Annotated in this window: 26 protein-coding genes; 8 read left to right on the top strand and 18 right to left on the bottom strand. The window is 37.8% G+C overall.

The window, feature by feature from the left end; genetic code table 11:
• Positions 1-140: 140 nt before the first annotated feature.
• From coaD to ACIQ1H_RS10685, 3 genes are all read right to left on the bottom strand, one after another.
• A complete protein-coding gene (gene coaD / locus ACIQ1H_RS10695) occupies positions 141-683 on the bottom strand; it encodes a pantetheine-phosphate adenylyltransferase (RefSeq protein WP_217270157.1) in 543 nt (180 codons plus the stop codon).
• A complete protein-coding gene (gene rsmD, locus ACIQ1H_RS10690) occupies positions 631-1,197 on the bottom strand; it encodes a 16S rRNA (guanine(966)-N(2))-methyltransferase RsmD (protein ID WP_402888720.1) in 567 nt (188 codons plus the stop codon). The genes coaD and rsmD overlap by 53 nt, the downstream gene beginning before the upstream one ends.
• Before the next feature lie 75 nt (positions 1,198-1,272).
• Positions 1,273-2,694: an RNA polymerase II gene (locus ACIQ1H_RS10685; protein ID WP_402888718.1), complete on the bottom strand. Its 1,422-nt coding sequence runs from the start codon at positions 2,692-2,694 to the stop codon at positions 1,273-1,275.
• 57 nt (positions 2,695-2,751) lie between these two features.
• On the opposite strand from ACIQ1H_RS10685, the gene ACIQ1H_RS10680 reads away from it, so the two are divergent.
• Positions 2,752-3,141 carry a DUF7147 family protein gene (locus ACIQ1H_RS10680; protein ID WP_173477871.1) on the top strand — a complete coding sequence of 130 codons (390 nt, stop codon included), beginning with the start codon at positions 2,752-2,754 and terminating at the stop codon, positions 3,139-3,141.
• A gap of 2 nt (positions 3,142-3,143) precedes the next feature.
• On the opposite strand, the gene ACIQ1H_RS10675 is transcribed toward ACIQ1H_RS10680, so the two are convergent.
• Complete coding sequence (locus tag ACIQ1H_RS10675) at positions 3,144-3,416, bottom strand: YlbG family protein (protein WP_173477872.1); 273 nt, start codon at positions 3,414-3,416, stop codon at positions 3,144-3,146.
• A 225-nt stretch (positions 3,417-3,641) separates the two neighbouring features.
• Here ACIQ1H_RS10675 and ACIQ1H_RS10670 point away from each other — a divergent pair, with 225 nt between their 5' ends.
• A complete protein-coding gene (locus tag ACIQ1H_RS10670; protein ID WP_402888716.1) occupies positions 3,642-4,547 on the top strand; it encodes a glycerophosphodiester phosphodiesterase family protein in 906 nt (301 codons plus the stop codon).
• A 57-nt stretch (positions 4,548-4,604) separates the two neighbouring features.
• Here ACIQ1H_RS10670 and ACIQ1H_RS10665 read toward each other — a convergent pair whose 3' ends face one another.
• Both ACIQ1H_RS10665 and ACIQ1H_RS10660 read right to left on the bottom strand, forming a co-directional pair.
• On the bottom strand, positions 4,605-5,660 hold the full coding sequence (locus ACIQ1H_RS10665) for a tartrate dehydrogenase (RefSeq protein WP_402888714.1): 1,056 nt from the start codon (positions 5,658-5,660) through the stop codon (positions 4,605-4,607).
• 296 nt (positions 5,661-5,956) lie between these two features.
• Positions 5,957-6,403, bottom strand: coding sequence for a YlbF/YmcA family competence regulator (locus ACIQ1H_RS10660; RefSeq protein WP_173477875.1), 447 nt, complete (start codon positions 6,401-6,403; stop codon positions 5,957-5,959).
• An 86-nt stretch (positions 6,404-6,489) separates the two neighbouring features.
• On the opposite strand from ACIQ1H_RS10660, the gene ACIQ1H_RS10655 reads away from it, so the two are divergent.
• On the top strand, positions 6,490-6,993 hold the full coding sequence (locus ACIQ1H_RS10655; RefSeq protein ID WP_402888712.1) for a PaaI family thioesterase: 504 nt from the start codon (positions 6,490-6,492) through the stop codon (positions 6,991-6,993).
• Here ACIQ1H_RS10655 and ACIQ1H_RS10650 read toward each other — a convergent pair.
• Both ACIQ1H_RS10650 and ACIQ1H_RS10645 read right to left on the bottom strand, forming a co-directional pair.
• Complete coding sequence (locus tag ACIQ1H_RS10650) at positions 6,971-8,440, bottom strand: UDP-N-acetylmuramoyl-L-alanyl-D-glutamate--2,6-diaminopimelate ligase (protein ID WP_402888710.1); 1,470 nt, start codon at positions 8,438-8,440, stop codon at positions 6,971-6,973. The two genes, ACIQ1H_RS10655 and ACIQ1H_RS10650, sit on opposite strands and share 23 nt — an antisense overlap.
• A 363-nt stretch (positions 8,441-8,803) precedes the next feature.
• Entirely contained in the window at positions 8,804-9,943 is a 1,140-nt protein-coding gene (locus ACIQ1H_RS10645) for a CAP domain-containing protein (RefSeq protein ID WP_402888708.1), read from the bottom strand.
• 147 nt (positions 9,944-10,090) lie between these two features.
• Between ACIQ1H_RS10645 and ACIQ1H_RS10640 the strand changes: the two genes are divergently transcribed.
• Together ACIQ1H_RS10640 and ytvI are read left to right on the top strand one after the other, a co-directional pair.
• Positions 10,091-10,492 (top strand): YugN family protein, encoded by a 402-nt coding sequence (locus ACIQ1H_RS10640; protein ID WP_173477879.1) that lies wholly within the window; start codon positions 10,091-10,093, stop codon positions 10,490-10,492.
• A gap of 213 nt (positions 10,493-10,705) precedes the next feature.
• Positions 10,706-11,770: a sporulation integral membrane protein YtvI gene (gene ytvI / locus ACIQ1H_RS10635; protein WP_173477880.1), complete on the top strand. Its 1,065-nt coding sequence runs from the start codon at positions 10,706-10,708 to the stop codon at positions 11,768-11,770.
• Positions 11,771-11,787: 17 nt separating this feature from the next.
• Here ytvI and ACIQ1H_RS10630 read toward each other — a convergent pair whose 3' ends face one another.
• The 7 genes from ACIQ1H_RS10630 to cyoE all read right to left on the bottom strand — a co-directional run bounded on the left by ACIQ1H_RS10630 (position 11,788) and on the right by cyoE (position 18,538).
• Complete coding sequence (locus tag ACIQ1H_RS10630) at positions 11,788-12,249, bottom strand: DUF420 domain-containing protein (protein WP_340826024.1); 462 nt, start codon at positions 12,247-12,249, stop codon at positions 11,788-11,790.
• Between the two features lie 35 nt (positions 12,250-12,284).
• The gene (gene ctaG, locus ACIQ1H_RS10625) at positions 12,285-13,214 is read right to left on the bottom strand and encodes a cytochrome c oxidase assembly factor CtaG (protein ID WP_173477882.1); all 930 of its coding nucleotides are present in this window, start codon (positions 13,212-13,214) and stop codon (positions 12,285-12,287) included.
• Between the two features lie 327 nt (positions 13,215-13,541).
• Complete coding sequence (locus ACIQ1H_RS10620; protein ID WP_402888705.1) at positions 13,542-13,886, bottom strand: cytochrome C oxidase subunit IV family protein; 345 nt, start codon at positions 13,884-13,886, stop codon at positions 13,542-13,544.
• Positions 13,886-14,512 (bottom strand): cytochrome c oxidase subunit 3, encoded by a 627-nt coding sequence (locus tag ACIQ1H_RS10615; RefSeq protein ID WP_173477884.1) that lies wholly within the window; start codon positions 14,510-14,512, stop codon positions 13,886-13,888. The genes ACIQ1H_RS10620 and ACIQ1H_RS10615 overlap by 1 nt, the downstream gene beginning before the upstream one ends.
• Positions 14,512-16,395, bottom strand: a complete 1,884-nt coding sequence (gene ctaD / locus ACIQ1H_RS10610) for a cytochrome c oxidase subunit I (protein ID WP_173477885.1) — start codon at positions 16,393-16,395, stop codon at positions 14,512-14,514. Before ctaD ends, ACIQ1H_RS10615 begins: the two co-directional genes overlap by 1 nt.
• A gap of 40 nt (positions 16,396-16,435) precedes the next feature.
• Positions 16,436-17,524 carry a cytochrome c oxidase subunit II gene (gene coxB / locus ACIQ1H_RS10605; RefSeq protein WP_173477886.1) on the bottom strand — a complete coding sequence of 363 codons (1,089 nt, stop codon included), beginning with the start codon at positions 17,522-17,524 and terminating at the stop codon, positions 16,436-16,438.
• A gap of 96 nt (positions 17,525-17,620) precedes the next feature.
• A complete protein-coding gene (cyoE, locus tag ACIQ1H_RS10600; RefSeq protein WP_402888702.1) occupies positions 17,621-18,538 on the bottom strand; it encodes a heme o synthase in 918 nt (305 codons plus the stop codon).
• Between the two features lie 336 nt (positions 18,539-18,874).
• On the opposite strand from cyoE, the gene ACIQ1H_RS10595 reads away from it, so the two are divergent.
• Positions 18,875-19,798: a COX15/CtaA family protein gene (locus ACIQ1H_RS10595; protein WP_173477888.1), complete on the top strand. Its 924-nt coding sequence runs from the start codon at positions 18,875-18,877 to the stop codon at positions 19,796-19,798.
• Positions 19,799-20,207: 409 nt separating this feature from the next.
• Here the strand turns inward: ACIQ1H_RS10595 and pyc are convergent, their stop codons facing one another.
• Genes pyc through ACIQ1H_RS10580 form a run of 3 tightly spaced genes read right to left on the bottom strand, consistent with a single transcriptional unit; the run spans position 20,208 to position 25,181 of the window.
• Positions 20,208-23,642: a pyruvate carboxylase gene (gene pyc / locus ACIQ1H_RS10590; protein WP_402888700.1), complete on the bottom strand. Its 3,435-nt coding sequence runs from the start codon at positions 23,640-23,642 to the stop codon at positions 20,208-20,210.
• 16 nt (positions 23,643-23,658) lie between these two features.
• Positions 23,659-24,840, bottom strand: a complete 1,182-nt coding sequence (locus ACIQ1H_RS10585) for an FtsW/RodA/SpoVE family cell cycle protein (RefSeq protein ID WP_173477890.1) — start codon at positions 24,838-24,840, stop codon at positions 23,659-23,661.
• 59 nt (positions 24,841-24,899) lie between these two features.
• Positions 24,900-25,181 carry an Fpa/YlaN family protein gene (locus ACIQ1H_RS10580; protein ID WP_173477891.1) on the bottom strand — a complete coding sequence of 94 codons (282 nt, stop codon included), beginning with the start codon at positions 25,179-25,181 and terminating at the stop codon, positions 24,900-24,902.
• A 182-nt stretch (positions 25,182-25,363) separates the two neighbouring features.
• Between ACIQ1H_RS10580 and ACIQ1H_RS10575 the strand changes: the two genes are divergently transcribed.
• On the top strand, positions 25,364-25,864 hold the full coding sequence (locus ACIQ1H_RS10575; protein WP_173477892.1) for a molybdopterin-binding protein: 501 nt from the start codon (positions 25,364-25,366) through the stop codon (positions 25,862-25,864).
• Between the two features lie 12 nt (positions 25,865-25,876).
• Positions 25,877-26,080 carry a YlaI family protein gene (locus tag ACIQ1H_RS10570; protein WP_173477893.1) on the top strand — a complete coding sequence of 68 codons (204 nt, stop codon included), beginning with the start codon at positions 25,877-25,879 and terminating at the stop codon, positions 26,078-26,080.
• Positions 26,081-26,619 lie beyond the last annotated feature (539 nt).

Genomic DNA, 26,619 nt, shown 5'->3' with positions numbered 1-26,619 from the left:
AAAAAGCACGAAACGTAAGACGCGACAAGGAAGGCTACGGCTTGTCTCATGCCCGTAGAAAGTGCCAGGCACTCACACAAATAAAAAAGGACTACAGACAGCACTCGGAATTTTTCGAGTTGTCTATAGTCCTCTATTTGTTATTTAGCAAAACCGTATTTTTCTTTTAAAGCTTGTTCCACGCAAGCTGGAACAAGTTCATGCACATTGCCACCATACTTCGCTACTTCTTTCACAATGCTAGAGCTTAAGAACGAATATTGATTTTTTGTCATGATAAAAAATGTTTCAATCGTTTCATCAAGAAAGCGGTTCATCGAAGTAATTTGCATTTCGTATTCAAAATCTGAAACCGCTCGAAGGCCGCGGACAATCGCTTTTGCATTCTTTTCTTTCGCATAATCAATAAGCAGACCTGAAGAACTCTCAATTCGTACATTCGGCAATTCCTTTGTCACTTCTGCCATTAACGCCATACGTTCCTCTACAGAAAATAACGGGTTCTTTGATGAATTGTTTAAAACTGCAACATAGACAATATCAAAAACATCAGCTGCACGCTTAATTATATCTAGGTGACCAAATGTAACAGGATCAAAACTTCCAGGAACAACAGCAATTTTCTCCAACTTACTCTCCCTCTTCCCCAGCACAACGATAGACCGAAATAATCGTTCCGCCATATGATTCTTGTCTCTGTAATAGAAAAGCACCAAAACTAGCTGGTAATTCTACTTCTTTTGCATGTTCACATAAAATAATACCATTAGGTTGTACTTTATCATGATCGACAAGCACCTGTACTAAATCATAGTATTCTTTATGGTGGTAAGGCGGATCTAAAAATACAAGATTAAACGAAATATCACGCTTTAAGAGCGCTTTCACAGCGCGCTTTGCATCAATACGAAAAAGCTCAGAACAGTTTTCATACCGACACTTCTTAATATTTTCCTGCAATACCTGATATGCTTTAGCGTCCTTTTCAATAAAGATAGCATGTTCTGCACCTCTGCTGAGCGACTCTATTCCTAACCCGCCGCTCCCTGCAAATAAATCCAGTGCTGTTCCACCATCAAAAAACGGACCGATTATATTAAATATGGATTCTTTTACTTTGTCTGTTGTAGGTCTTGTTGTACTCCCTGCAACTGCCTTTAACGGCATTCCTTTACGTTCTCCTGCTACTACTCTCATAGATGTATTTCACCGTACTTTCTGTTACAAATAGAAAGCATTTTTGCAGCGAAAGAACTCCTCCGCTGCAAAAAATTATTCTTGTGCTTGTGTTAAAACTTGAATGCGACCATCACTTTTTTGTAGTTCTACTAAAAATAGTCGTTGTAGCCAAGCTTCTTCTACATAATAATGATCAACAATTTTTATAATTGGATCAGATATTGTGGAATATCTACGTTGATTGAACACGTAGAATCCAGATTCTTTCGGGAAGCGGAATGTTCGATTGTCACTATTTACATAATAACCGTTTTTCCCTTCGCCTGCTGTATATCCTAGGTAAGGTAGTAATGTGTCTGCACTGTATAATACTTGACCTTCATATAAAATAACATGCACATCTTTTTTATGAATGCCATCTACATAAATACTACGCTCATCTTCCATTAATAATGGATACGTACCATTTTCTTGTGCTGCATTTAATTGGAAATAAGAAGTTTTTCCATTCAATACAGTTGAAAGTAGCTTATCCATTGTTTCTGGAGAAATGGATGCTTGTCCTAGGTTATCCATCGCTTCCTGCCATGCTAACTGCTGGCTTGCCGTCATGTAGTCTTTTAATGTCTGCACCATTTCCTTTGTCTTCTCTGAACCAATCGTATCCTTCACTAAATAGGATGCCACAACTTCAGCCAACCATGCTGGTGAATTTTCAAAATTATATTGTGAATGAATTTGCGAAAGGATTACTTCTTGCTCAACTGCTTGTGCTGTGAGCGTTGGTAAAAATAATAAACGTTCGTCATGCTGCGCAACAGGATTTTTCTCTTGTATAATCGCAATATGCTCATCATTTAAAAACTTTAAATTTTCAAGTGACTTTAGGAAATCCTTTGAAATTGCTTGCTGTGCATAAATTGTTAACACAGGTGTTTGCTCTTGCGCTGTTAGCTCACCAGCCTGCCAATATAAATCACTCGCTGTACCATTGCCGCTAAACATTGTGTAGTTAACAAGTGATAATTGTTGCTGACCAACTAAAGGTAGACCTGTTATCCATTGTCCGACAGTTTTACTATCTGTTGAAATATGAATGACTGAATATGATACTTCTCCATTCGTTAACGTGGCAAAGATATTTTGAAGCAACATTTTATCTTTTAGGCCACCCTCAATTGGGATTATGTATGAAACAGATTGTGATTTTGTTTCTCCTTTTTCAAAATAGGAGACTTCCTCAGATAAACGATTACAACTATTTTCGTTATCGATAAAACATGTTGGGTTTGTCGCATCTTCAGGCCATTTTATTTTTACCTTTTGATTTGGTAAGTTTTTAAAATGATGACGAATATCTAGACTATTTTCACGATAGACAATCTCAATTTCCTGCGAATAATGGAATGTACCATTTCCTGTCTCTAAATCCGAAGAATACGCCTGATATTGGAAAAACAACACACCCGATACAACTAATACTAAAATTGAAAAAAAACTGACTGCAAATTTCATGTGCTTGACCTCCCGCAGCATGATACTATGTGTATTGGAAAGGATGTGCAATATTAAATGCCACAACAATTTATAGAATTAGGAGAAGGCTATGGCGATGTTTATGAACTACTTGAAATCATTAAAACGAATCAAGGTCGCTTTCACCAAGCCTTTATACTAACATCTACAAAAGAAGATAAAAAGGTAGCTTCTTTAGCTATCGCTTTAAAACCAGTCGGAGACAGTAAATTCATGCCGATCTATATTTGTCGCGAAGGCATTCCATTCAATGAAGAAAAGCCTTCCAAGCGTCAAATGATGTTCGAAGAAAGTATTGAACAACTAGGTCGAAAAGCGGTTGTTGTAGAAATAAAGCACTCATCTATATTTTCGGAGCCAAAACTATTTTATCAATACTTAATTGGAATAATGAGACTTCATCACTATATTCCTGCATTAAACTGACGTTATAGCCCCGCTTTATAGTCGTATTCCTTCGCTTTATCTGGCTTTGCATTTTCGAACTCAGTTTTAACGAAGGGACGATAAGATTCTACAACGTCTTTCACAAATGGAAGGCGTTGTAATTTTATTGTCATCATTTCAATGTCCTCTCGATTGCAATATAATACTACATACTTTTGCTTCCGAGAAATGTAATGAACATGACCATATTTTCGAAGTGATTTCGCATGTTTTAATTGATGGACGTAAACGATTAGCCCTTGTCGTTCGTTCATATAGTTTCCCCTCATTTCTTACATAAAAGCATACCATAGACCGGAAAATGATAGCAACAGAGTTTAGCTGACAGAACGCTCATTTTTCCGTTATAATGGAAAAGCATAGCGCGTTTATCGACAGATTTACTTTCTCTCATGCTAGATAAAAGTGCTTTAGCTTGAACATTGCAAGTGAATTCGCCAGCACCTTTTATATTAATTTGATTGTTAAGGAGGACGAATATGGGTAAGAAAACGAAGATAGCTATTGCAATAGCAGCAGCCAGTGCAGCTGCTTGGGCAGGTAGTAAAGCTATTTCCAAACCTCAACAGCGTGAAGGGAAACAAGCATTACAATTTGATCGCCCGATCATTCTCGCACATCGCGGCGGAGCACATTTAGAACCTGAGCATACAATGCTTGCTTTTGAAAAATCTGCACAATTAGGTGTAGATGGCTTTGAAATAGACATTCGCTTAACTAAAGACGAAGAAATTATTGTCTTCCATGATGCTACCGTAGACCGTACGACTGATGGTTATGGATCCGTATCAGAAATGACATTAGCAGAAATAAACGCATTGAATCATGGCTATCAATTTGAAGATTTAGCAGGTGAGTTACCTTATAAGGATAAAAAAGTTGACGTTGTTACACTACGTGAACTACTAGAAAGCTATCCAAATATGTTAATCAATATTGATATTAAAGATGCACCAGATACGTATGAAGGTAGTTTAATGCCTTCAAAACTATGGCGATTAATAGAAGAACTTCATGCAGAGGATCATGTCGTTGTGACTAGCTTTTATGGTGAACAAATTGACCGTTTTAATTTATATGCGCAAAATCAAGTTGCGCTTGGCGCAGGTGAATCAGATGTACGCAAAGCATTTGCTTCATTCTCAAGCCAATTCGGACATTTATATCATCCAAAAGTAGACGTATTTCAAATTCCTCCAAAATCAGGTGTTGTTTCGCTCGATTCACCAAAGTTTATTCAGTTTTTAAATAACTTAAACATCCCTGTCCATTATTGGACAATTAACGATTCAGTAACGATGAGTAAATTAATTAATAACGGTGCAAAAGGGATTATTACCGATCGACCTGATATTGCAGTTGAATTACTACAAGCACATGATTGAAGACATAAAGGTAAGAGCAACTATCGTATATGCTCTTACCTTTATCTTTTAATAATATCATTGAGATAATTGAGCTAAAATTGCATCCGTTACCTCCCTCATTGTAGCAGTTCCCCCTAAATCTCCAGTTTTTATGCCTTGCGCCAATGTCGCCTCCATTGCATTTAGCACCTTAGTACCGAGCTCTTGATAACCTAAAAAATCAAGCATCATTTTACCTGTCCATATTTGACCAAGCGGATTAGCAATTCCCTTACCCGCTATATCTGGCGCGGAGCCATGCACTGGTTCAAACATAGAAGGATATTCGCGTTCAATATTTAAATTAGCTGCAGGAGCAATACCGATACTTCCCATTATAGCTCCACCTAAATCTGTTAAAATATCGCCAAATAAATTAGAAGCAACGATTACATCAAAATTTTCTGGTTTCATCACTAGGAAAGCTGCTAGCGCATCAATATGATTCGTCGCTTGTCCAATCGCTTCATAATCTTTACCGACTTCTTCAAAAACCTCATCCCAAAATGGCATACTGTAAGTTAAACCATTGGATTTTGTTGCACTTGTAACATGCTGACGACGTGTTTTAGCCATATTGAAGGCGTAACGCATCGCACGTTCAGTACCTTTTCTCGTAAAGATGGCGTTTTGTATAGCAATTTCATCCTGGCCGCTATGAATACGACCACCACTCTCCGAATATTCTCCTTCTGAGTTTTCACGTACAACAACAAAGTCAAAGCCATTTGGGTTACGTAATGGCGATGGTAAACCTTGTAGTAGCTTTGCTGGACGTACATTAATAGATTGCTTCATTTCACGGCGAATTTTAATTAGTAATCCCCATAAGGAAATATGATCTGGTACTAAATCTGGCATTCCGACCGCACCTAAAAAGATTTGGTCATAGCTCTTTAATAGTTCAATCCCATTATCAGGCATCATTTTCCCTGTTTCTAAATAATAATCACAGCCCCAAGGAAATGTTGTCCATTCAAATTGAAAACTTCCATCTAATTGTGCAACCTTGTCTAAAACTTCTATCGCTGCTGGTACTACTTCTTTTCCAATACCGTCCCCTGGAATAACAGCAATTCGATATGTATTCATTTCATTGCCCCCTTTTCCCAACTTTTCTTACATACTTACTATATAATTTTTATTGTAAAAAAAATAGAAGCAGTGTCCATTTGATATGCTTCTACCGAGTACATAGAAATAAGACGCGTTGATTTCCGTTCCAGGCACTCCCTTTCCGCAGGCACGGCTTCAACTAGTAGCATCTACATATAAAATATTTTGCTCCTTCCCTACTTTAAGGTTATGAATTTACACAACAAAAGACACAACACCTTGAGAGGTATTGTGTCTTTCCATGAAGCAGTGTCATTTTGACACGATTTCTATTATGCAGAACAGGAGCATGAGCCACCTGACCCACAACCGCTTCCACAAGAAGAATTGGATGCGAAAAACGGATTACTTACTGGTACTTTTACTGCTTCAGAAACAGTTTTCCCAATAAGCAAGCTTATTTCATCTAGTAAATCTTGAAAATCATTTTCAGCTAACTTTAATGCTGAAATCTTTTCATTTAAATCGAGTGAGCGCTTTTGCTGACGAATCGATTTCATAATTGTATGATAATCCGGATGATATTTTCCGAAACGTTGTACATCTTCGTATTGCTCCTTCATGCGACCAAATGCATAAATAGCTTCAACCAGCTCACTATCGCTATAAACGGCATTATACGCTAACCTAAGCGTATTCGCAGGTTCGGAGGAAAGAATCATTTCGCAAAGCGCATCGGCCTCATCTAAAATGATTGCCCATTCAGAGGTTATCATCATTTTAATTCCCCCAATCTAATACCCATCATAACAGATTTTATGGTAATTTTACATTATTGATATTTCTAAATGAAGGAGTTTTAAAATTGGTAACATCATCTAAAGGACAAATTGAAGAATTACTCGCTACTATTTTACAAAATAGTACAGCGGAGGATGAGGAAGTATTATTACACTTGCTAAATGGTATTCACGATAAACAACAAGGTATACACCGCCGTTATATCAATGCTGCTTTACATATGGTAGGCAACTTCGAGCCAGACAGTAGTGAAGTTCGGATACCGATTACGCCCGTGATTCACAATACCATTAAAGTTCCGCATGGAGGGATCATTGCGACAATAGCTGATGCCGCAATGGGCGGACTCGCATCGCGTTCTGTTCCAGCAGGCTATAATGTTGTGACAACAAATATTAACGTGTCCTATATCGCCACTACGACCAATAAAGAGTTAATTGCACGAGGTCGTTTTGTTCATAAAGGACGTCAAACGCTTGTAATGGAATGTGACATTGAGGATGAAACTGGTCGTAAACTGGCAATTGCCACCGCTTCGTTCTTCGTTATTCAGCGCCGTCAGTCATAACAGAGAAATAATCTTTAATACATTGTTGATCGGAAAAAGGGAATTTTTGATTTTTTATTTGCTGTGTTTGTTCATGCCCTTTTCCGGCAACAAGCACAATATCTCCTTTTTGCGCTTTAGCCAATGCTTGATGGATCGCAACTTTACGGTCTAAAAAAATTTCATAATATTGCTGTTCTGAAAAACCAGCAATAATACTTTCATTAATTAATATAGGGTCCTCATCTCGTGGATTATCAGTTGTTAAAAAAATAACATCTGCATACTTGCTTGCTACAGCACCCATTGCAAAACGTTTTGCCTTATCTCTATTGCCACCACAACTAAACACAAGGTAGATGGTCTTCTTACTATCAAAGGTTTGTAATACTGCCTGCAATGCCTCAGCCGTATGTGCGTAATCTACATACACTTCAATCCCAAGAGGGTTATCTATGCGCTCTAGTCTACCTTCTGGTAATCTTAGTTCCCACATATGTTCAGCTACTTCATCCATAGAGAAGCCTAAACGCCATACCGCCATGAATGCAGCTACTGCATTTTGCACATGATACTTACCAACAAAAGGTATAGCAATGATGTGCTCACTCGTTGACGTTTGCAAACATAGTACAGTTTTTCCAATGGTTTCACTCACAATTTGGATATGTAAATCATTGTGATTGTCAAAGCCAAATGAGCAAGATTTTTTCTTGTCGTAAATACCAACGGATCGGCAAAAATTATCGTCTCCGTTTAACACAATTTTTTTAGATAAATCGGCTAACCTCTTTTTAGCACGTTTATACGCTTCTAGCCCCCCATGGTCTTCTATATGATCCTCTGATAAATTTAGAAATACTCCACAATCAATGTCGCAATGATCAAGTCTATGTTGTTGCAATCCCATTGAGGAAGCTTCTAAAACAACATGTGTAACACCTTGACGAACACATTGTTTTAAAATAGGATGGAGCTCTTTTGCTTGTAATGTTGTTAATTGCTCATATTCTGTTTGTTGTTTTTGCCCATTAACGAAGAAGCCTACTGTTCCAATAACTGCTACATTTTTATGTAAAGCCTTTAGTAATTGGCTTACAAAATGACTTACTGTTGTTTTTCCATTCGTTCCTGTTATGGCAATTACCGACAAAGCTTCAGCTGGAAAAGCAGCTAGCTTTGCGCTTGCATACGATAAAAACAAAGCGGTATTCGGTACCCAAACGAAAGGAATGTTTTGATCGCTGAATGGTATTGCAATACTTTCCTCGGATACGACGGCCGCAGCTCCTCTTGCCAGTGCTTCTTTTACAAAACGACTGCCCGATGTTTTTTTTCCTTTTCGCACAATAAAAATATCTCCAGGTTTCACCGCTTGTGCATAATCCTCTACACCAGTAATTATTGTACGAATGGATCCACCAGTTACACTACATGGCCAATCTTTCAATAGCTCAGCTAATTGCAATGTCTCATCCTCCTTTCAGTTCTCTATCATATGACGGCTTTTGTAACGGTGTGACGAAAAATGTAGATGCCTCCTCATGCCAGTTAAACGGGCTATTTTAAAGGTGGAATATTGCAATCCATTAACCAGTACAAAAAATATTAGTCGTTCGCTTTTGCCGATTTTAAGCACAAAAAAAGATTGTCTTGAATTAATCAAGACAATCTTCTATAAATAATATTGTTTGAGTGCCTGTCACTTAACATGGGCACTATATCGAAAAAATCCAATTCGCTTTTCAGTAAGCGGCTAACCTCGCTGTCGTACAGTTTGTTGCCTCTTACGTTTTGAGCTGTCCCCGCATAAATTTTTACTTAGTTAACCCTACTGGTAGCGCCGTAAAAATTCAGAATTGTTTGAGTGACTGTCACTCTCAGTTTCCTCTACGGATTCTTCATTATCATCTTTTTCCTTCGATGGCTCCACAAAAATTTGTGTATAGTAATTTAAAAAGACACCTGATCCTACAGCAGTATATTTATCGTTTAAAATCACTTTGCGATGTTCAGGTGAATTTAGCCAGCCATGCATTGCTTCAATCGCATCAAAGTATGCTGTGGCAAGGTTTTCATTCGCATTACTATAAGCAATTTCATGTGTGTCTAAACGTTTCTTTAAATCTCCATTTGTTGGGGACTCATGACCAGAAAAATTTTGCACCTTCATATCTTCACTGTGCAATTTAGCTACTTCCTCTAATTTTTCATCAAATGCCAACGGCGCTAAATCATGATGAACACGCGTGACATTAATTAAATCATCAAGCTGTGCCGTACTTGCTTCATTGATGTCCTGCTGTAAAAAGGAGGAAGGCGGTGTAGGACTAACAAGCTCCCCTTGGTAAATCATTTCATAAGGTTGATGGAGTACGAGCGTCTCGCTATCAGTGAAGCGAACACCTTGTAGTGCACTCGTTTCGCTATCAATATAAAGCTGTGCAAACAGCCCATCAAATTTTATAAGTAGTCTAGTCTGCATATCTTCCTCACTCATAGAGAAAATGAAAATATTCTCCCCGACATTGGCAGCTACTTCATAATCAATAATGGTCATTCGGTAAATATCGTCCCGCTTCTGACCTATTTTAAAAGGTGTAGCATCTAGCTTATCACCCGCTATGTATACTTGTGTCACAACATCATTTTGTACACCTAACATAAAAAATGTTGATACACTTGTTTTATAAACCCACCATTCGTAACCAAACGATGAAGGCTCTTTCCTTGCTGGTTCACCATATTGTTCTAAGACAACTTGTATTCCTTGGCCAATTAATGTCGACATACCACTTTGCGGACGTGTCATCGCTCCAACTTCTGGCTGCTCCAGTTCTGTTTTCGGAATAATATTTGAGCTGGCATTTGGTCCTTCTAGTGGCTCATTTTCCTTGGGCGTACTAAAGAACATAAAGCCGATAAACGCAATCGTTGCACAGGCAATTAAAATGCGAAATAAAGCTTTCATACTCGACCCCTTTCTTCCCCATTATTGTAAGTTATTATATCAATTGTAAACGTCTTGACACAATGTTGTCATTGCAACAATGTCAAATATGCTCTATTATAAAAATGAGCGTATACTTTGTACGAAAAGCTAAAGGAGGATTATTAGATGTATTTTGAGAATACTAACCTTGAAAATTTAACAGCTGACCAAGAACTAATTGAAAACATTATGAAAAATAATGGATTAGAATGTGACGGTGCTTGGGATTACGAACGCATGACTTTCGACCGTCGTTTCGATACTCGTGAAGGCCGTTACTACCTACGCGTATTCGCATATGCGCAATCAGGTGATGTTGGTGCACACGATGCTGTCCTTACATTAATGAAACCAGCTCTTGGTAAATACTACTATCCACATGGTGTTGAGTATGGTGACGATGAAGTGTTCCCAGCTCATCTTGTAAAAAAATGTGATGAAATCTTAAAAAAAGTAAGATTAGACTTAGAAGCATTCGTAGTTGAGTCTCCTTCTAACAAAAAAGCGTTGGAAACTGTTAACGCTTAAGCCAATGTCTTTGCATATTCATGACCTAAAACGATGGCATTGATGCTACATTAATTAAGTTCATGTTTACTTGCTGCTAAAATGCAAGCTGTCATAAAAATGTATATGTATGATTATTAAGAAAAGACTGGTGGTCCAGTCTTTTTTATTTTGAGTAAAAAAATTTTTTCTTCTCATACTAACTATATCTTTCAAATGATGTAGGTGAGATACTTGATAGAATTTTTTAAAAGACCCTTTTTTCGCCATCCTATAATCGTTATCGCTATAGGATTAATTTTACTTTGGTTTTTATCCTTATCTTTTCCTATACTTCTTGCCTATGTAACCGCACTATTATTAGAGCCTTTCATTATTCGAATGAGCGAACGATTTCGAAAAAAGCGTAAAATCATCGTCTCAATTTTTTTAGTTTTCTTTTTTTGTATAACATTACTATTATGTATTCTCATTGGCTATATAAGCTGGAAACAATTTTCATCATTTATTATTCATATTCCAGATTATCTTAACCAATTGTCAGCACTATGGATTCAAATCCAATCCAAGCTAGCCAATTATACGTACCATTTACCTTTAGATCTTGTGGCACAAATTCAAGTAATGATTGGACGAGGGCTATCTTCCATTGAAAAATTTGCACTTTCCTTAACAAATATTAATGATTGGTCGTCGTTACTCTCCTATATACCATCTCTATTATTTGATATTTTCGTGTATTGGATAGTGCTATATATGCTACTTTTAGATTTACCATCCATCAACCAAAGACTATTGGCACCAATCCCTTTTCATTACCATCAAAAAATCCTTTTTATCGGAGAGCGTGTTAAAGTGGCCTTATTCGGCTTTATAAAAGCTCAATTACTTGTTGGAATTTGTATATTTGCGGTCGCCTTAATATCGTTTTTTTTATTAAAAACACCATTTCCCTTTATATTAGCACTTTTAATTGTCGTCTTAGATATTATTCCCTTTTTAGACTCATTTATTTTACTGTTACCTTGGGCAATTTACAAAGCATTTACTGGTGATTACGTCTTTGCTATTGCCTTAGTTGTACTGACAGTCATCCTATTTTTAATACGTCGAATGATTGAGCCAAAAATTATTGGTGATAAAATTGGTCTTTCTTCGCTCTCCACTTTTATCGCAATGTTTATCGGCTTTAAAATATTTGGTTTTCTCGGTATTTTAATCGGCCCTCTACTCGTTGTCGTTGCTCTTTCTTTATTTAATCAGCCTTCTACAAAAAATCTCCCACCTTCTCAAGAGTAAGGAGGGAGATTTTTATGTTAAAATCCTAAAATCGCTTTAATAACAGACGTTGTTTCGCCTGGCTCAAATAATATATACAGTAACATGTACACCATAACACCTGTTACGGCTACAAAGAACCAAATAATACTTGTAATTGGCCCAATTCGCTTATGAAGCTTAATGTTTGTTTTTAAACCTGAAATAATACTAACTAGTCCAAACACAGCTCCAGCCGTTGCTAATGTAATGTGGAAAATTAAAAAGAATGTATAGTAAGGTTTTAAATCCTCACCGCCACCAAAAGCTGTATTACCAATAAAGACCGTACGTGAAGCGTAGATGATAAAGAAGCAAAGTGCAGCAACACCAGCAGCTAACATAACCTTTTTATGTGCTTCTACTTTTCCCTTTATAATTAAGCCCCAACCAATTGCTACAAGTACAGCACTTATTACAATAAATGATGTACTAATAGTAGGCAAAATTTGCAATTCCATTCACAAAACCCCTTATACAAAATAAATTTCAATTATTACAGCTGATGTTGATGTTCTCTTTCCCATTTCTGTTGGTGTGCCTTTAATGCATCGGCAGTAATTTTATCAGGGTCCTTTTGCTCAGAACGATACCATTTTGTAAAAATAGCGCCGATTAAAACACCAAAAATAAGCTCTTGTAAGATTTTCATAAGAACACCACCAAGTTGCTGATCCGCAGCAGGCTTCATATCTGTAAATAACTCTGGTCCAGATAAAGACAAGCCCGATAAAGTTGAGGCTGGTACACATAGCTCCATTGCTTTGAGCCAAGCTTCACCACTCGTATATGTTTCATACATAGCGTTAGGCGCAAAAATAATTAATGCACATGCAGGTGTAATTAAAACAGCATTGGCAATAATATACGCTAATTTATGCAAAGGTTTCATTTCATCACTATCTGGTATTTTTTGAATTAGAGGCCAGTACATTAAAACAGAAGAAACAAATAATACAAATGTATAAGTACCATGTAATGTTTCGTTTAATTTAATGTAATCTAATACTGATGGTAAATGGTAGATAGAAAATAAACCTATAAAAACAAATATCGCAACCACTGGTAATGTTAACACTTTAAATAAAGGTTTGACAACAGGCGCTTCAATAGCAACTTTCCACACCCACCATGGAATACCTTTAATTAAGAATATTGGCACAAGCAATAAAAGAATCGCCATTTGGACCATATGCATTGTAAACATAATATGGGCCATTAAATCAATCGGAGAACCTTTAATAATATAAATCGTAATCATTGCCAATACAAAATAAATTGCTTCACTTTTTTTCAATGGCTCACTTACTTTAAAATCTTTACGCCATTTCGTTGTCACTAAAAAGTAAATTGCTGTTATAAAAACGAGAACCCCTATTAAATACGGGCTCCATAAAGCTTGGAAACCAAATATACTAAGTGGCATACAATAAGCGCTCCTTTAACTTTTTCCAGCATACATTCCTAACGCCTTAAGCGAGTGATGCATACCAAAATGTTTTACTTATCTTGGATACAAACTTCTACAAAATAAAGTTAAGCCTCTAGCGAATGTCGTGTTTTTTTAGCGTTAGCACAATAAAAACGGGCACAATTAAACAGAGACATAATGAAAACTCAGTACTCCTATTATAAAACGCTTACAGCTATACTGCAATGAACGAACGGTGAACAATTTACCAGCACTACATTCTATTAGCAAAAGAAAAAAAGCACGTCTCTGCGAAGAGCAGAGAACATGCTTTTTTGGTGATTACCACCAAATAATTGTTAAAAATGCTAAGAAGAATGTAAATGCGATTAATATCCCCATCCACATAAAGAATCCAATAACACCACCGAAGTGTGTTTTTTTGTCTTCTAAGTGCATGAAAGCATAAAGTTGAAGAACAACTTGAACGCCTGCAAGCAATAATACAAATGGAGCTATTAAGTATTTAGAAAAACCAGCAGCAACGACAGCGAACGCGACAAACGTTAAGAAAATCATGATCGCAAAGTTGATTACTTGTTTACGCATATGAACGGCATTATGATGACGATCATACTCGAATTGAGCTTGAGACTTAGCAACTACAGGTGTATCGTGTGATGACATTATCCGATCACTCCCATCAAGTATACTACTGTAAAGATAAATACCCAAACAACGTCGATAAAGTGCCAGTATAATGCAGCCACAAAGAATTTAGGCGCATTGTACAAGTTAAGACCACGTTTAGCGTTACGAACAAGTAAAGTCGTAATCCATACTAAACCTAAAGTTACGTGGAAACCGTGTGTACCTACTAGCGTATAGAACGAAGTTGCGAATGCAGATTGGTTAAATGTGAAACCAAGGTGCACATAGTGTTGGAACTCATAAATTTCTAGGGCAAGGAAGCCAAGACCTAAAAGTAACGTAATTGCTAACCAAGTTTGCATACCTTTGTAATTAAAGTTACGCATATGGTAGATTGCATAAACTGATGTCAGTGAAGACGTTAATAGTAACATCGTCATTGCAAATGCTAATGGTAATTCAAATAAACCTTGTGTTGTGAACTCCATGCCAGCTGGCCCTTTGTTCTTAAGTGCTAAGTAAGTCGCAAATAAACTTGCGAAAAGTACAACTTCACAGGCAAGGAAAATCCAGAAACCAACGACTTTATTTTTTCCTTCCATCGTTGCTTGTTCAGGATGATCTGGCCAAGTATGAGGAGTAAATTTAGTATTGATATCCATTATTTATTTCCTCCTTTACCGTAAAGTTGTTCTTCAATTTCAAGAATGTCTTCTTTGTGTAAGTGGAAGCCATGATCGTCCTTAACAGAACGGAAAATCATCGCACCAAATGTAATAACAAGACCAATAATTAAAATGTAAATTGACCATGGTTTATCTGCATCTGGATTATAAAGCGCACCGAATGCTGCGATAAACATACCTAAAGAAATTACAAATGGAATTGCAGAGTTGTTTGGCATATGAATATCACCTAATGGCTCAGCAAATGTAACATCTTTATTACCTTCTTGCTTTTCAATCCACCATGGATCAAGACCACGAACAAGTGGTGTTTGACGGAAGTTATAGAATGGAATTGGTTGTGGAATTGACCATTCTAAAGTACGTCCATCGCCCCATGGATCGCGACCTGCCGGTTTACCTTTGATAGACATTAAGCAGTTAATTACCATTAAGATAACCCCAACACCCATCATCAATGCACCGATTGTAGAAATATAGTTGAACTGATCCCAACCTTGACCTTCCATGTAAGTGAATACGCGACGTGGCATACCCATTAAACCTAAGAAGTGTTGTACGAAGAATGTTAAATGGAATCCGATAAAGAATACCCAGAAAGTCAATTTACCAAGCGCTTCGTTTAACATACGGTTGAAGAAAATTGGCCAGTAGAAGTGCGCTGAACCGAATAAAGCAGTTACGATACCACCAACGATTACGTAGTGGAAGTGAGCAACGATAAAGTAAGAATCGTGTAATTGGTAGTCAAGTGGAGCAGATGCTTGCATTACCCCAGTAACACCACCCGCAACGAATGACGGGATGAAACCAAGTGCATATAGCATTGGTGTCGTAACTTTAATAGATCCACCCCAAATCGTTAAGATCCAGTTGAATACTTTCATACCTGTTGGAACGGCAATTGCCATTGTTGCAACAGCGAAAATTGCGTTTGCAGTTGGCCCAAGACCAGTTGTGAACATGTGGTGAGCCCAAACCATGAAGCCTAGGAAACCAATTAAAATTGTTGCGAATACCATTGAAGAGTATCCGAACAGACGCTTACGAGAGAATGCTGGAATAATTTCCGAGAATAAACCGAAAGCAGGTAATACTAAAATGTAAACTTCTGGGTGTCCGAAGATCCAGAATAAGTGTTCCCAAATTACTGTGTTACCACCCATTGTATGGTCAAAGAAGTTACCACCGAACATACGGTCAAATAACATCATTAATAAACCAATTGTTAATGGAGGGAATGCGAATAAGATTAACGCACTTGATACTAGAGCCGTCCAAGTGAATAATGGCATACGCATAAATGTCATACCAGGAGCACGCATTGTAATAATCGTTACGATAAAGTTAAGACCTGAAATTAACGTACCCGCCCCTGAAATTTGTAAACCAAGTACATAGAAGTCAATACCATGTCCTGGAGAATATAAAGATAATGATGCATAAGATGTCCAGCCCGCATCAGGTGCGCCACCCATAAAGAATGATAGGTGAAGGAATACTGCACCTAGGAAGAACAACCAGAACCCTAAAGAGTTAAGGAATGGGAATGCAACGTCACGTGCACCAATTTGTAATGGTACAAGCATGTTCATAAATGCGAATAGTAATGGTGTCGCGGCAAGGAATAACATTGTCGTTCCGTGCATCGTTAATAATTCATTGAAAAAACCAGCTGAAACGAAATCGTTATTTGGTTTCATTAACTGAATACGCATTAATAACGCTTCAAAACCAGCGATAGCGAAGAACAATGTACCGGCTAATAAATACATTATTGCTAACTTTTTATGGTCAACAGTTGTAATGTAATCCCAGACAGCTGCTCCAAAGCCCTTTTTCTGTGTATATGAGCTCACAACTTTTACCTCCCTCAAAGTTTGTTACATAAACGAAAAATTATTTCTCTACTGATAAGCCCATGATGTAAGTTGCAAGAGCTTGAATTTCTTCTTCAGATAAATCGCCATAGATAGGTGCAGTACCATCTGGATTCATCATTAAGTTACCTGGTTTATATTCACCTGGGTTTTTAATCCATGCTTGTACGTTTTCTTCAGTATGCTCTAAGAAACCTGCAACACGGTTACGGTCACCAAATGTAGTTAAGTTAGGACCTACTCCACCTGTACCGCCTACGCCTGATACAGCGTGACAAGCTAAACAGCTGTTAGCAAATGTTGCTTCACCAAGATCTGTTGAATCTTTTGAAGCAGTTTGTCCTTCAGTTGCTTTCATGCTAGCTACCCAAGCATCAAATGCTTCTGGGCTAACTGTTTTTACTTTAAAGTCCATTAGTGCGTGTGAAGGGCCACATAGCTCAGCACATTTACCATAGAATACGCCATCTTTAAGATCTGCTGATTCTTTATCGAATACTAAATAGAATTTGTTTAAGTTTTCTACGTTCGTATCCATTTTACCGCCAATCGCGGGAATCCAGAATGAGTGCTTAACATCAGCAGCTTTTAAGTTAAAGTAAACTTTTTGACCTGTTGGTACTACTAATTCTTGCGCTGTTACAATCCCTTGGTTAGGATATTCGAACTCCCACCAGTATAATTTTGCCGTTACATTTACTGTTAGGGCCGTTTTGTTACCTTCTGCATCTACTTCATCCATTGCAGCAACATCTGCAAATTTATAAGTAGCAGTAACAACCGGTACAGCTAAAATTAATAATAAAATAATTGGAATAACTGTCCAAATTACTTCAAGTGTGTGACTACCTTCTACTTGCTTAGGAATAACATTTTCGCCTACTTTTGAACGGCGGAATTTTAAGAATGCAAGTAAATAGATTACAGATACTATTACTACAACTAACGTCATAATTCCAGTAGCCAACATTAATAGGTTAAATTGTTCTTTACCTACTTGACCAGATGGTTTTAGTGCAGAAATATATTCTTCACCACAACCCGAAAGGAAAACCATCATCACTGCTAGAAGTGAAAAAAGACGCCACTTTTTAAGCCCTTTCATCATAGCTTAATTAAACCCCTCTTTCTTTGTTGTATTTTCATGTGTACCTAGGACATTGGTTCTATCTATATGAATTCTTGTGAAAGAAAGAATTCCAAATTAGCTGAATACCGCAAATATTATGATAGCCACAAATAGTATGGTCATATGATTCAATGAATAAATAAACATTTTATTTGCCCACTTCATATCGTCTTTTGTGGTAAAGCCCTTTAAAGCTAGTAATAACCAGCCTACGTTCAAAGTAGTCGCAAGCACTAAGAATCCAGTTCCAAGCTCAGGTAAAAGGAACGGTAACGGTAATAATAAAAGAATCCAGAAAAACATTGAGTACTTCGTTCGTTTAAAACCTTTTACAACTGGTAGCATTGGTATATTAGCTGCACGATATTCTTCAGTACGTTTCATAGCAAGCGCATAAAAATGCGGTGGTTGCCATACAAACATGATAAGAAATAGGGCAAGTGCTCCTGGGCCCAGAGTAGGTTCCACTGCTGCAAAACCAATTACTGGTGGAATCGCCCCTGAAATACTTCCAACGATCGTGTTACTAACATGCTTTCTCTTTGACCATATTGAATATAGAACAACATAAGCGAATATTCCAACTAGTCCCCACATGCCGGCCGCAAATGATGCCGTAAATAACAAAATTTCACCTACAATTAAAAATGAGAGGGCAATAGTCAATACAAAGTTCAGCTTAAATCTACCTGTTACTGTCGGTCTTGATTTTGTGCGTTTCATAATAGGGTCAATATCTCGATCAATGAAATTATTCATTGCACCAGAACCGCCAATAATTAATGCAGCACCAAGCATGATACAAACTATAACATCAAGCTCTTGCAAGAAATGTCTACCAGTAAATTGAAATGCTAGCCACATCCCTGTAAACGTTGTGACAAGATTCGAGTTGACGATTCCAATTTTTATTAGTGCTAAGAAATCTTTTACAACGGATGAAGTTCCTGGTTTAGTATTTCTAGTAGCTGAAAACGTACGACCGTTTGACATGTTACCTCTCCTTTCATTTTTGTAAGCATATTCCGCTAACAATAACTATAGCGAAATTTGCGATTGATTTCTAGACGTTTAGTGAAATTTAGATGAAGTTGTAAAAATTAGCTTTGTCTAGAAATATAATTAAAAACAACATATCTATAGTAAATCATTTTCCAAATTGAATTGTGAAGGTTAAAGCACGAAATTATGAACAATTTGTGAAATGGAATCAACATCTAAAACTCCCTACTCCTTACAAGTTGTTTTTTAAACGTATTTTAGATATCATCTAGTAGCAGAAACATTACTTTCATGTAATATTGATAGATAAAGTAGGTGACTCATTTTATGCAACACAACAGGTATATGAAGTGGTTTGCTGTTGCCGCTACAGTGGGAATGCTCCTTATTTTACTAGGCGGGGCACTCGTTACTAAAACAGATAGTGGCTTAGGCTGCGGTAGAAACTGGCCAGATTGTAATGGATCTCTTATCCCAAAAGAAATTACAACAGAAGTATTAATCGAATTCTCGCATCGCGTTGTCACAGGAGTCGTATCAATTTCAATTCTTGTCTTAACCATTTGGACATGGCGGAAACTTGGGCATATTCGTGAAGTAAAATTTTTAGGCTTTTTATCGATGTTCTTCTTAATCGCACAGGCACTAATTGGAGCAGCTCAAGTACTATGGGGACAAGGAGACTTCATTCTAGCACTTCACTTTGGAATCTCACTTATTTCTTTTGCTGCCGTTCTTATTCTTTCTATGATTGTATTTGAAGTTGATCGAAAGTTTGATGCAGATAACGTATTTATTGGGAAAAAACTACGTTGGCATACAATTGCTGTCACAATTTATTCTTATTTAGTTGTTTATACAGGGGCACTCGTTCGACATACTGATTCTAGTTTAGTATGCCCAGACTGGCCATTTTGCTACAATGAAACACCGTTTGCCTCACCAAACAATATGTACGAATGGGTACAAATGGGACATCGACTTGCAGCTATCATTATTTTCATTTGGATTACATACATAACTTGGCACGTAATAAAAGAATACAAACAACAACGTGTTATTTATTACGGCTGGATTATTGCTTTCATCATCGTTATCTTACAAGTTTTAGCTGGTATGTCAGTAGTCCTTACTAGATTGAATTTAACTGTAGCATTATTGCATTCATTGTTCATTTCTCTATTATTTGGTCTCCTTTGTTACATGATTATGCTTGTAGCACGTAGCAATTATAATGAAAAAAATAAGTAACGTTTGGAAAAGGATTCGGCACTGTCGAATCTTTTTTTTATTTACCCACTTCATACTCATCTAAAAGAAAGAATTTTCACATGCATGAACTTTGTTAAGAAACAGCTAATTTATATTACTTTTTTGACACTTCATATAAATGGTTCTTAGTCCAGTCCCACTATAAATCCTTTCACAAGAAACTATAAATAATACAACAACAGCATCAACAAACATGAATCTGCTTATACCTTAAGCTAAAAAAAGTGGATTTCTTCATATATAATAGTAAAAACGTTTTTACTATTAAAACGATTTTTATAGTGATTTAGATTATATTTCTTCTTGAGCACTTCCTACTATTCTTTTACATAAAAAAAAGGTTAGTTGTGTGCTATAGGAGCACACCACTAACCTTCTTCTATATTAATTATTCAATTTCAATTAATAAGTCACCTGTTGAAATAGCATCGCCCGCACTTGCATATACCTCTTTTACAACACCGTCTTTTGGCGCTTGTACAGTTGTCTCCATTTTCATGGCTTCGGTAATTAACAAGTGGTCACCACGTTTAACAGGACTACCCTTAGATACTACGACCTTTAAAACAGTACCTGGCATTGTCGCCCCAATTTGATTTGGATTACTTGGGTCAGCCTTTAGTGCTATGCTGCCATCCACTTCTACTGTCATATCTTGAATGACAAGTTCTCGTGATTGACCATTTAACTCAAAGTACATAACACGTGTACCATCATGCTGTGGCTCACCGATCGATACTAGTTTAATAATTAATGTTTTACCTTTTTCAATCTCTACTTCAATTTCTTCCCCTAGCTTTAAACCGTACAAGAACGTAGGTGTGTCTAAAACTGAAATATTACCAAATGACGCTACAGTTTTAGCATACTCTTCAAATACTTTCGGGTACAAAGCATAGGCAAGTAGGTCCTTCTTCGTAACAGGACGATTTAATTTGTCCGCCAATACTTCCTCTAGCTGTTCAAAGTTCACTGGCTCTAACAGTTCACCTGGACGAACAGTAATTGGTTCGCGCTCTTTCAATACTACTTTTTGAAGCTCCTCTGGGAAGCCGCCATGTGGTTGCCCTATATATCCTTGGAATAATTCAATTACTGAATCTGGGAAATCAATTGTTTGCCCTCTTGATATAACTGTTTCTTCATTCAACTCATTTTGCACCATGAATAATGCCATATCTCCAACTACCTTCGATGATGGCGTTACTTTTACGATGTCTCCAAATAATAAGTTTACACGTGAGTACATCCGTTTTACTTCATCCCATCGATCGCCAAGCCCAACAGCCTTAGCTTGCTGCTGTAGGTTACTGTATTGTCCACCTGGCATTTCATGGACATAAATTTCAGAATGCGGACTAATCATACCGCTCTCGAAATCTTTATAGTATTTACGAACATCCTCCCAGTAATAAGAAAGCTTTTCAAGCGATTCAATATCGGCACGAATTTCACGTTGGCTACCCTTCATTGCATAATACAATGAGTTCGCACTTGGCTGTGATGTTAAACCAGCCATTGCACCGAGTGCTGTATCTAAAATATCGACCCCTGCTTCAATCGCTTTTGCATATAAATAAATTCCGTTGCCACTCGTATCATGCGTGTGCAAATGAATAGGTAGGCTTGTCGCTTCTTTTAACTCTGAAATTAGGCGATATGCGGCTTCTGGCTTCAATAACCCAGCCATATCCTTAATCGCTAAAATATGGGCTCCTGACGCCTCTAGAGACTTCGCCATATCTTTGTAATACTGTACGGAGTATTTCGCACGCCCATCATCTAAAATATCTCCTGTGTAGCAAATTGCAGCTTCTGCAATCTTGCCTGCATCTCTTGCCGCATCAATTGCCACTTCCATACCTTTAATCCAGTTTAAGCTATCGAAAATACGGAATACATCAATGCCTGATGCAGCCGACTCAGCAATAAACTCTCGAATTAAATTATCTGGATAGTTTGTATAACCTACAGCATTCGCCCCGCGCACTAACATTTGGAACAATACATTAGGTATTTGCGCTCGCAGTTTCGCTAAACGCTCCCATGGATCTTCTTTTAAGAAACGATACGCTACGTCAAACGTTGCGCCTCCCCACATTTCAAGTGAGAAGAAGTTATGCATCATACGTGCAGTTTCATCTGCAATTTGGTACATATCTTGAGATCGTACGCGTGTTGCTAGTAAAGATTGATGTGCGTCACGGAATGTTGTATCCGTTAATAGCACATCTTGCTGTGCTAAAATCCATTTTTTCAGCCCATCTGCACCTTGCTCATCTAAAATTTGTTTTGTTCCAGATAGTGGCTGTCCTTTTAAATCTACTAGCGGTTTAATAGGCTGAGCAAAGATTGGCTTGGCCTTATTTTCTACACCAGGGAAACCATTTAACGTCACATTACCAATATAGCTAAGTAGTTTTGTTCCGCGGTCTTGGCGTACTGGGAAGTTAAATAATTCAGGCGTTGTATCGATAAAGCTTGTATCAAACGTGCCTTCGATAAAATTTTTATGTGTTACTACATTATTTAAAAATGGAATATTTGTTTTTACCCCACGAATACGGAATTCTTTTAAGTTCCGATCCATTTTCGCTGCAGCTTCCTTAAACGTCATTCCTGAAGTTGAAATTTTTACGAGCAACGAATCATAGTACGGTGTGACAACGGCCCCTTGGAAGCCATTACCAGCATCTAAACGAACACCGAAACCACCGCTCGAACGATATACCATTAGCTTTCCTGTATCTGGCATAAAGTCATTCGCTGGGTCTTCTGTTGTAACACGCGATTGGATTGCATAACCAATCATCGGAATATCCGCTTGTTGTGGAATATGAATTTCCTCGCTATGCAAGCCGTAGCCTGCTGCTACTTTAATTTGTGCATGTACAATATCGATACCTGTAATCATTTCCGTAATTGTATGTTCTACTTGAATGCGAGGGTTAACCTCGATGAAATAGAAATCATCGCCTGCAACTAAAAACTCGACTGTCCCTGCATTTATGTACGAGACATTTTCCATTAGCTGAACCGCAGCATCACAAATCTTATTTCTTAAATTTTCTGAAATCGAATTTGATGGCGCGATTTCTACCACCTTTTGGTGACGGCGTTGGATTGAGCAATCACGCTCATATAAATGCACAATATTGCCCATTTTATCGCCTATAATTTGTACTTCAATATGCTTTGGTTGGAGAATGCACTTTTCTACATATACTTCATCCGAACCAAACGCTGCCTTTGCCTCTGACTTGGCACGTTCATAAGCGGACGCCACATCTTCCTTTGTTTGTACGACACGCATTCCGCGCCCACCGCCACCTAAGGAAGCCTTAATCATAAGCGGATATCCATATTGCTCACCAAAAGCTTGTACTTCTTCTACAGAAGCAACTGGACCGTCTGTACCTGGAATGACAGGAATATTTGCTTTAATAGCTTGTTCACGTGCTTTTACTTTATCACCAAACATATCTAAATGCTGCGAAGTTGGGCCAATGAATAAAATGCCCTCTTCCTCACAACGACGTGCAAAATCCACGTTTTCTGATAAAAAACCATACCCTGGATGAATCGCATCAACGCCTGCATCCTTAGCAATTGCAATGATGCCCTCAATATCTAAATACGCATCGATGGGCTTCTTACCTGCCCCTACTAAATAAGCTTCATCTGCTTTAAAGCGATGGAATGCCCCACTATCTTCTCGTGAATAGATAGCGACAGTGTTAATGTTGAGCTCCGTACACGCACGGAAAATTCGAATTGCAATTTCTCCCCGATTGGCTACAAGGATTTTGTTGATTGATTCCATAGGTATCCCCCTTATGTTATGTTTGTGATTTTTTTCTTTCTACCCTTTCGAACATGGAAACATTGACCAATATCCCCATAGCTAAAGATAGCAAAATTATAGATGTCCCGCCATAACTAATGAAAGGCAGCGTGACACCGGTTAACGGGATTAACCCGGTTACACCCCCAAGATTAATAAACGATTGCCAAGCTATCCAGCTCGCAATACCTGCCGCTATCATTCGTGCTAGCGGATCTTTTGTTCGCAATGCAATTGAAAAACCTTTATATACAATAAATCCTAAACCGCCTAAGACGATTAGCACGCCCCATACACCAAGTTCCTCCATCACTATTGCCATAATAAAGTCGGTTTGAGGTTCAGGTAAATATCCTAATTTTTGAATAGATTGTCCGAGTCCTCGACCTTCTAGACCACCACCACCAATTGCATAATAACTATTGACAACTTGGTGACCTACCCCGTTTTCAAAATCGAACGGATTGAAATATGACTCGATACGTCCTTTACGATTTCCTTTTAATAATTCGCCCTTAAAGAGCCAAAGCATACCAAGAATGGCTGCACCAAATGCACCTAATACGCCAAAAAACTTCCAAAACGTTTTAAAAGGAATACCACTTGCTGCTACAACAGATACTGCAATTCCACATAAAATAATGACAGCACCTAAATCTGTTTCAAATGCAACACCCGCAACAACAAGAATCCAAAGGAAAATCGGATAAAAAATTTCTGTTGGCTGTAGCTTTTCAAACGTATATTTTTGAGATTTTCGATAAAATGCTGCTGCAAAATATAAAATTATAAATAGTTTCGCATATTCAGAAGGCTGGAAATTCCCGAATCCTGGGACATGAATCCAACTTTGAGAGCCTACTTCCTCTGCGCCATTACCTGCTACTTTTACCCATGTAAAGAGAACAATTAATACAATCGTCAGTAACAACATAATATTCTTATTTGCATAATGCTTATAAGGGAAAAATGCTGCTACCAAAAATCCTAAAGACGCGACAGCTAAGTTAATTAATTGTTTTTGATAAAAATAATCAGGCGCTTGTTCTTTTTGGACAATTGCTACCATCATACTTGAACTATATATCATCACTAATCCAAATAAACTTAACAACAAGACAGTAAAAAATAGTGGATAATCAAAATTTTGAGCATATCGTTTTAAGTATTGTTTCATTGGAAAACCTCGTTCTAGTAAAAAAACTCAAATCGCAGCAGCGTTTGAGTTTTTTCTTTTTATTTGTCTGTATACGCGTCATGTAGTACAGAAAGTTCTTTCTCGAGTGAATCGAGAATTGCTTTGCCTTTATCGCGTTCAATAAGTCCAAGCTTCACAGCAAAGTCAATTTCACGTGAAAGGCCGAACATTTGTGTATCTAATACTTCTTCATATAAAGGGCATTGTGGCATCGTTAAATGATCCATTTGTACTCGAATGAGGCGAGCAATTTTATCTGCATCAGCTACTAAAAGCTCCAAAGCCTTCTCTTGAAAGGAAGTTTGTGATTTCGTATCCATGAGGACGCCCCCATTATCTGATATTTCTTCGATTCTATCTTAATAAAGTTTATCTTTTAGTCGATAAAAATGCAAGTGTCTTCGTTGGAAAATAAAGAATCCAAATTATATTTCTTTATTATCTCCTTGTATTAGCGTTATACTAATTCATGGATATACAAGATTTGAGGAGGATTTCTATTATGGAAACAATTATTCCTATCAAGGGTGCAGTTTCGTATCAGCTTACATTAGATCCAACTGTTTGGATTTTTGACGATCGTAAACTAGACTTAAATACGTACTTCCAAGCAAGAGAAGTAGAGGAAGATGCGGATACAAAATATATGCGTGAAGTCGGTGCTCACTGGTCACGTGAAATTATGGAAGGTGCTACTTTCCCACCAACTTTAAAATCAGAACGTAAATTCGATCGTAAAGGGATGGAAACAGGTACTTTCGGTATCGAATTAAGTCATTTCCTGAAAAATGCTGAACTTAAACCAGAGGCGACAAAAATCGTCATTGAATGCAAAGACGGTGAAGAACATGCATTTTCAATCGAAGAAGCACAGACATTAATTTTTAAATACAGCCAAGATGGCAAACCTTTAGCTGAAGATGGCCCTGTCCATATATTATTTGGAGACGGCTCGAATGTAGACAACCCTATCAAAAATGTATTAGCCGTTCGTGCGGAATAGGGAGGGAATGCGATGCGCGTAAAATGTGTCATTTGCGATACTATTAACCAGTTAGATGATGATTTACCGTTAGCAAAAAAACTACGAAATCGCCCAATTCATACGTATATGTGCGATACATGTCACGATCGTATTAAAGAAAATACGGTGACACGAATAGAAACAGGGAACTTCCGTTTTTATCGTACCTCACCACAAATGGATAAAGAATTTTAAGCACCACTTGGAGTGCCAGGCACACACACTATTCTGAATTTTGCTAAGTAAAAATTCACGTAGACTCCTGCGGGAACGCACAATACGTAAGACGCAACAAGCCGCGCGACAGCGAGGGTTGCGGCTTACGCTGTGCCCGCGGAAAGCGCACGCCTGGAGCGGAAATCAACGCTCTAAAACGCAAAACCTTATTAAAACAGGTTTTGCGTTTTTAGTGTCAGCTATGAGCTTTCCCACTGTCGATACATTTTAGCTTTTTCCCCTTTTGAAGGTTGTAACATAAAATTTCTCTGTCACTATGCTTGCTCAGTTGATTGGAGCGGAAGGCGGGCGACTCCTGCGGGAACGCACAATACGTAAGACGCAACAAGCCGCGCGCTAGCGAGGGTTGCGGCTTACGCTGTGCCCGCGGAAAGCGCACGCCTGGAGTGGAAATCAACGCTTTAAAACGCAAAACCTTATTAAAACAGGTTTTGCGTTTTTAGTGTCAGCTATGAGCTTTCCCACTGTCGATACATTTTAGCTTTTTCCCCTTTTGA

Origin of the sequence: Lysinibacillus sp. NPDC097279 (genome assembly GCF_044761745.1) — a bacterium.
Taxonomy (GTDB): Bacteria; Bacillota; Bacilli; order Bacillales_A; family Planococcaceae; genus Lysinibacillus.
The sequence above is the reverse complement of the archived record's forward strand: the minus strand, read 5'-3'. Positions and strand labels throughout refer to the sequence as shown.

Bases quoted from the DNA above. Each gene is read 5' to 3' on its own strand.
- coaD (WP_217270157.1), bottom strand. From the start codon at position 683: ATGGCGGAACGATTATTTCGGTCTATCGTTGTGCTGGGGAAGAGGGAG.
- rsmD (WP_402888720.1), bottom strand. From the start codon at position 1,197: ATGAGAGTAGTAGCAGGAGAACGTAAAGGAATGCCGTTAAAGGCAGTT.
- ACIQ1H_RS10685 (WP_402888718.1), bottom strand. From the start codon at position 2,694: ATGAAATTTGCAGTCAGTTTTTTTTCAATTTTAGTATTAGTTGTATCG.
- ACIQ1H_RS10680 (WP_173477871.1), top strand. From the start codon at position 2,752: ATGCCACAACAATTTATAGAATTAGGAGAAGGCTATGGCGATGTTTAT.
- ACIQ1H_RS10675 (WP_173477872.1), bottom strand. From the start codon at position 3,416: ATGAACGAACGACAAGGGCTAATCGTTTACGTCCATCAATTAAAACAT.
- ACIQ1H_RS10670 (WP_402888716.1), top strand. From the start codon at position 3,642: ATGGGTAAGAAAACGAAGATAGCTATTGCAATAGCAGCAGCCAGTGCA.
- ACIQ1H_RS10665 (WP_402888714.1), bottom strand. From the start codon at position 5,660: ATGAATACATATCGAATTGCTGTTATTCCAGGGGACGGTATTGGAAAA.
- ACIQ1H_RS10660 (WP_173477875.1), bottom strand. From the start codon at position 6,403: ATGATGATAACCTCTGAATGGGCAATCATTTTAGATGAGGCCGATGCG.
- ACIQ1H_RS10645 (WP_402888708.1), bottom strand. From the start codon at position 9,943: ATGAAAGCTTTATTTCGCATTTTAATTGCCTGTGCAACGATTGCGTTT.
- ACIQ1H_RS10640 (WP_173477879.1), top strand. From the start codon at position 10,091: ATGTATTTTGAGAATACTAACCTTGAAAATTTAACAGCTGACCAAGAA.
- ACIQ1H_RS10630 (WP_340826024.1), bottom strand. From the start codon at position 12,249: ATGGAATTGCAAATTTTGCCTACTATTAGTACATCATTTATTGTAATA.
- ctaG (WP_173477882.1), bottom strand. From the start codon at position 13,214: ATGCCACTTAGTATATTTGGTTTCCAAGCTTTATGGAGCCCGTATTTA.
- ACIQ1H_RS10620 (WP_402888705.1), bottom strand. From the start codon at position 13,886: ATGTCATCACACGATACACCTGTAGTTGCTAAGTCTCAAGCTCAATTC.
- ACIQ1H_RS10615 (WP_173477884.1), bottom strand. From the start codon at position 14,512: ATGGATATCAATACTAAATTTACTCCTCATACTTGGCCAGATCATCCT.
- coxB (WP_173477886.1), bottom strand. From the start codon at position 17,524: ATGATGAAAGGGCTTAAAAAGTGGCGTCTTTTTTCACTTCTAGCAGTG.
- cyoE (WP_402888702.1), bottom strand. From the start codon at position 18,538: ATGTCAAACGGTCGTACGTTTTCAGCTACTAGAAATACTAAACCAGGA.
- ACIQ1H_RS10595 (WP_173477888.1), top strand. From the start codon at position 18,875: ATGCAACACAACAGGTATATGAAGTGGTTTGCTGTTGCCGCTACAGTG.
- pyc (WP_402888700.1), bottom strand. From the start codon at position 23,642: ATGGAATCAATCAACAAAATCCTTGTAGCCAATCGGGGAGAAATTGCA.
- ACIQ1H_RS10585 (WP_173477890.1), bottom strand. From the start codon at position 24,840: ATGAAACAATACTTAAAACGATATGCTCAAAATTTTGATTATCCACTA.
- ACIQ1H_RS10580 (WP_173477891.1), bottom strand. From the start codon at position 25,181: ATGGATACGAAATCACAAACTTCCTTTCAAGAGAAGGCTTTGGAGCTT.
- ACIQ1H_RS10575 (WP_173477892.1), top strand. From the start codon at position 25,364: ATGGAAACAATTATTCCTATCAAGGGTGCAGTTTCGTATCAGCTTACA.
- ACIQ1H_RS10570 (WP_173477893.1), top strand. From the start codon at position 25,877: ATGCGCGTAAAATGTGTCATTTGCGATACTATTAACCAGTTAGATGAT.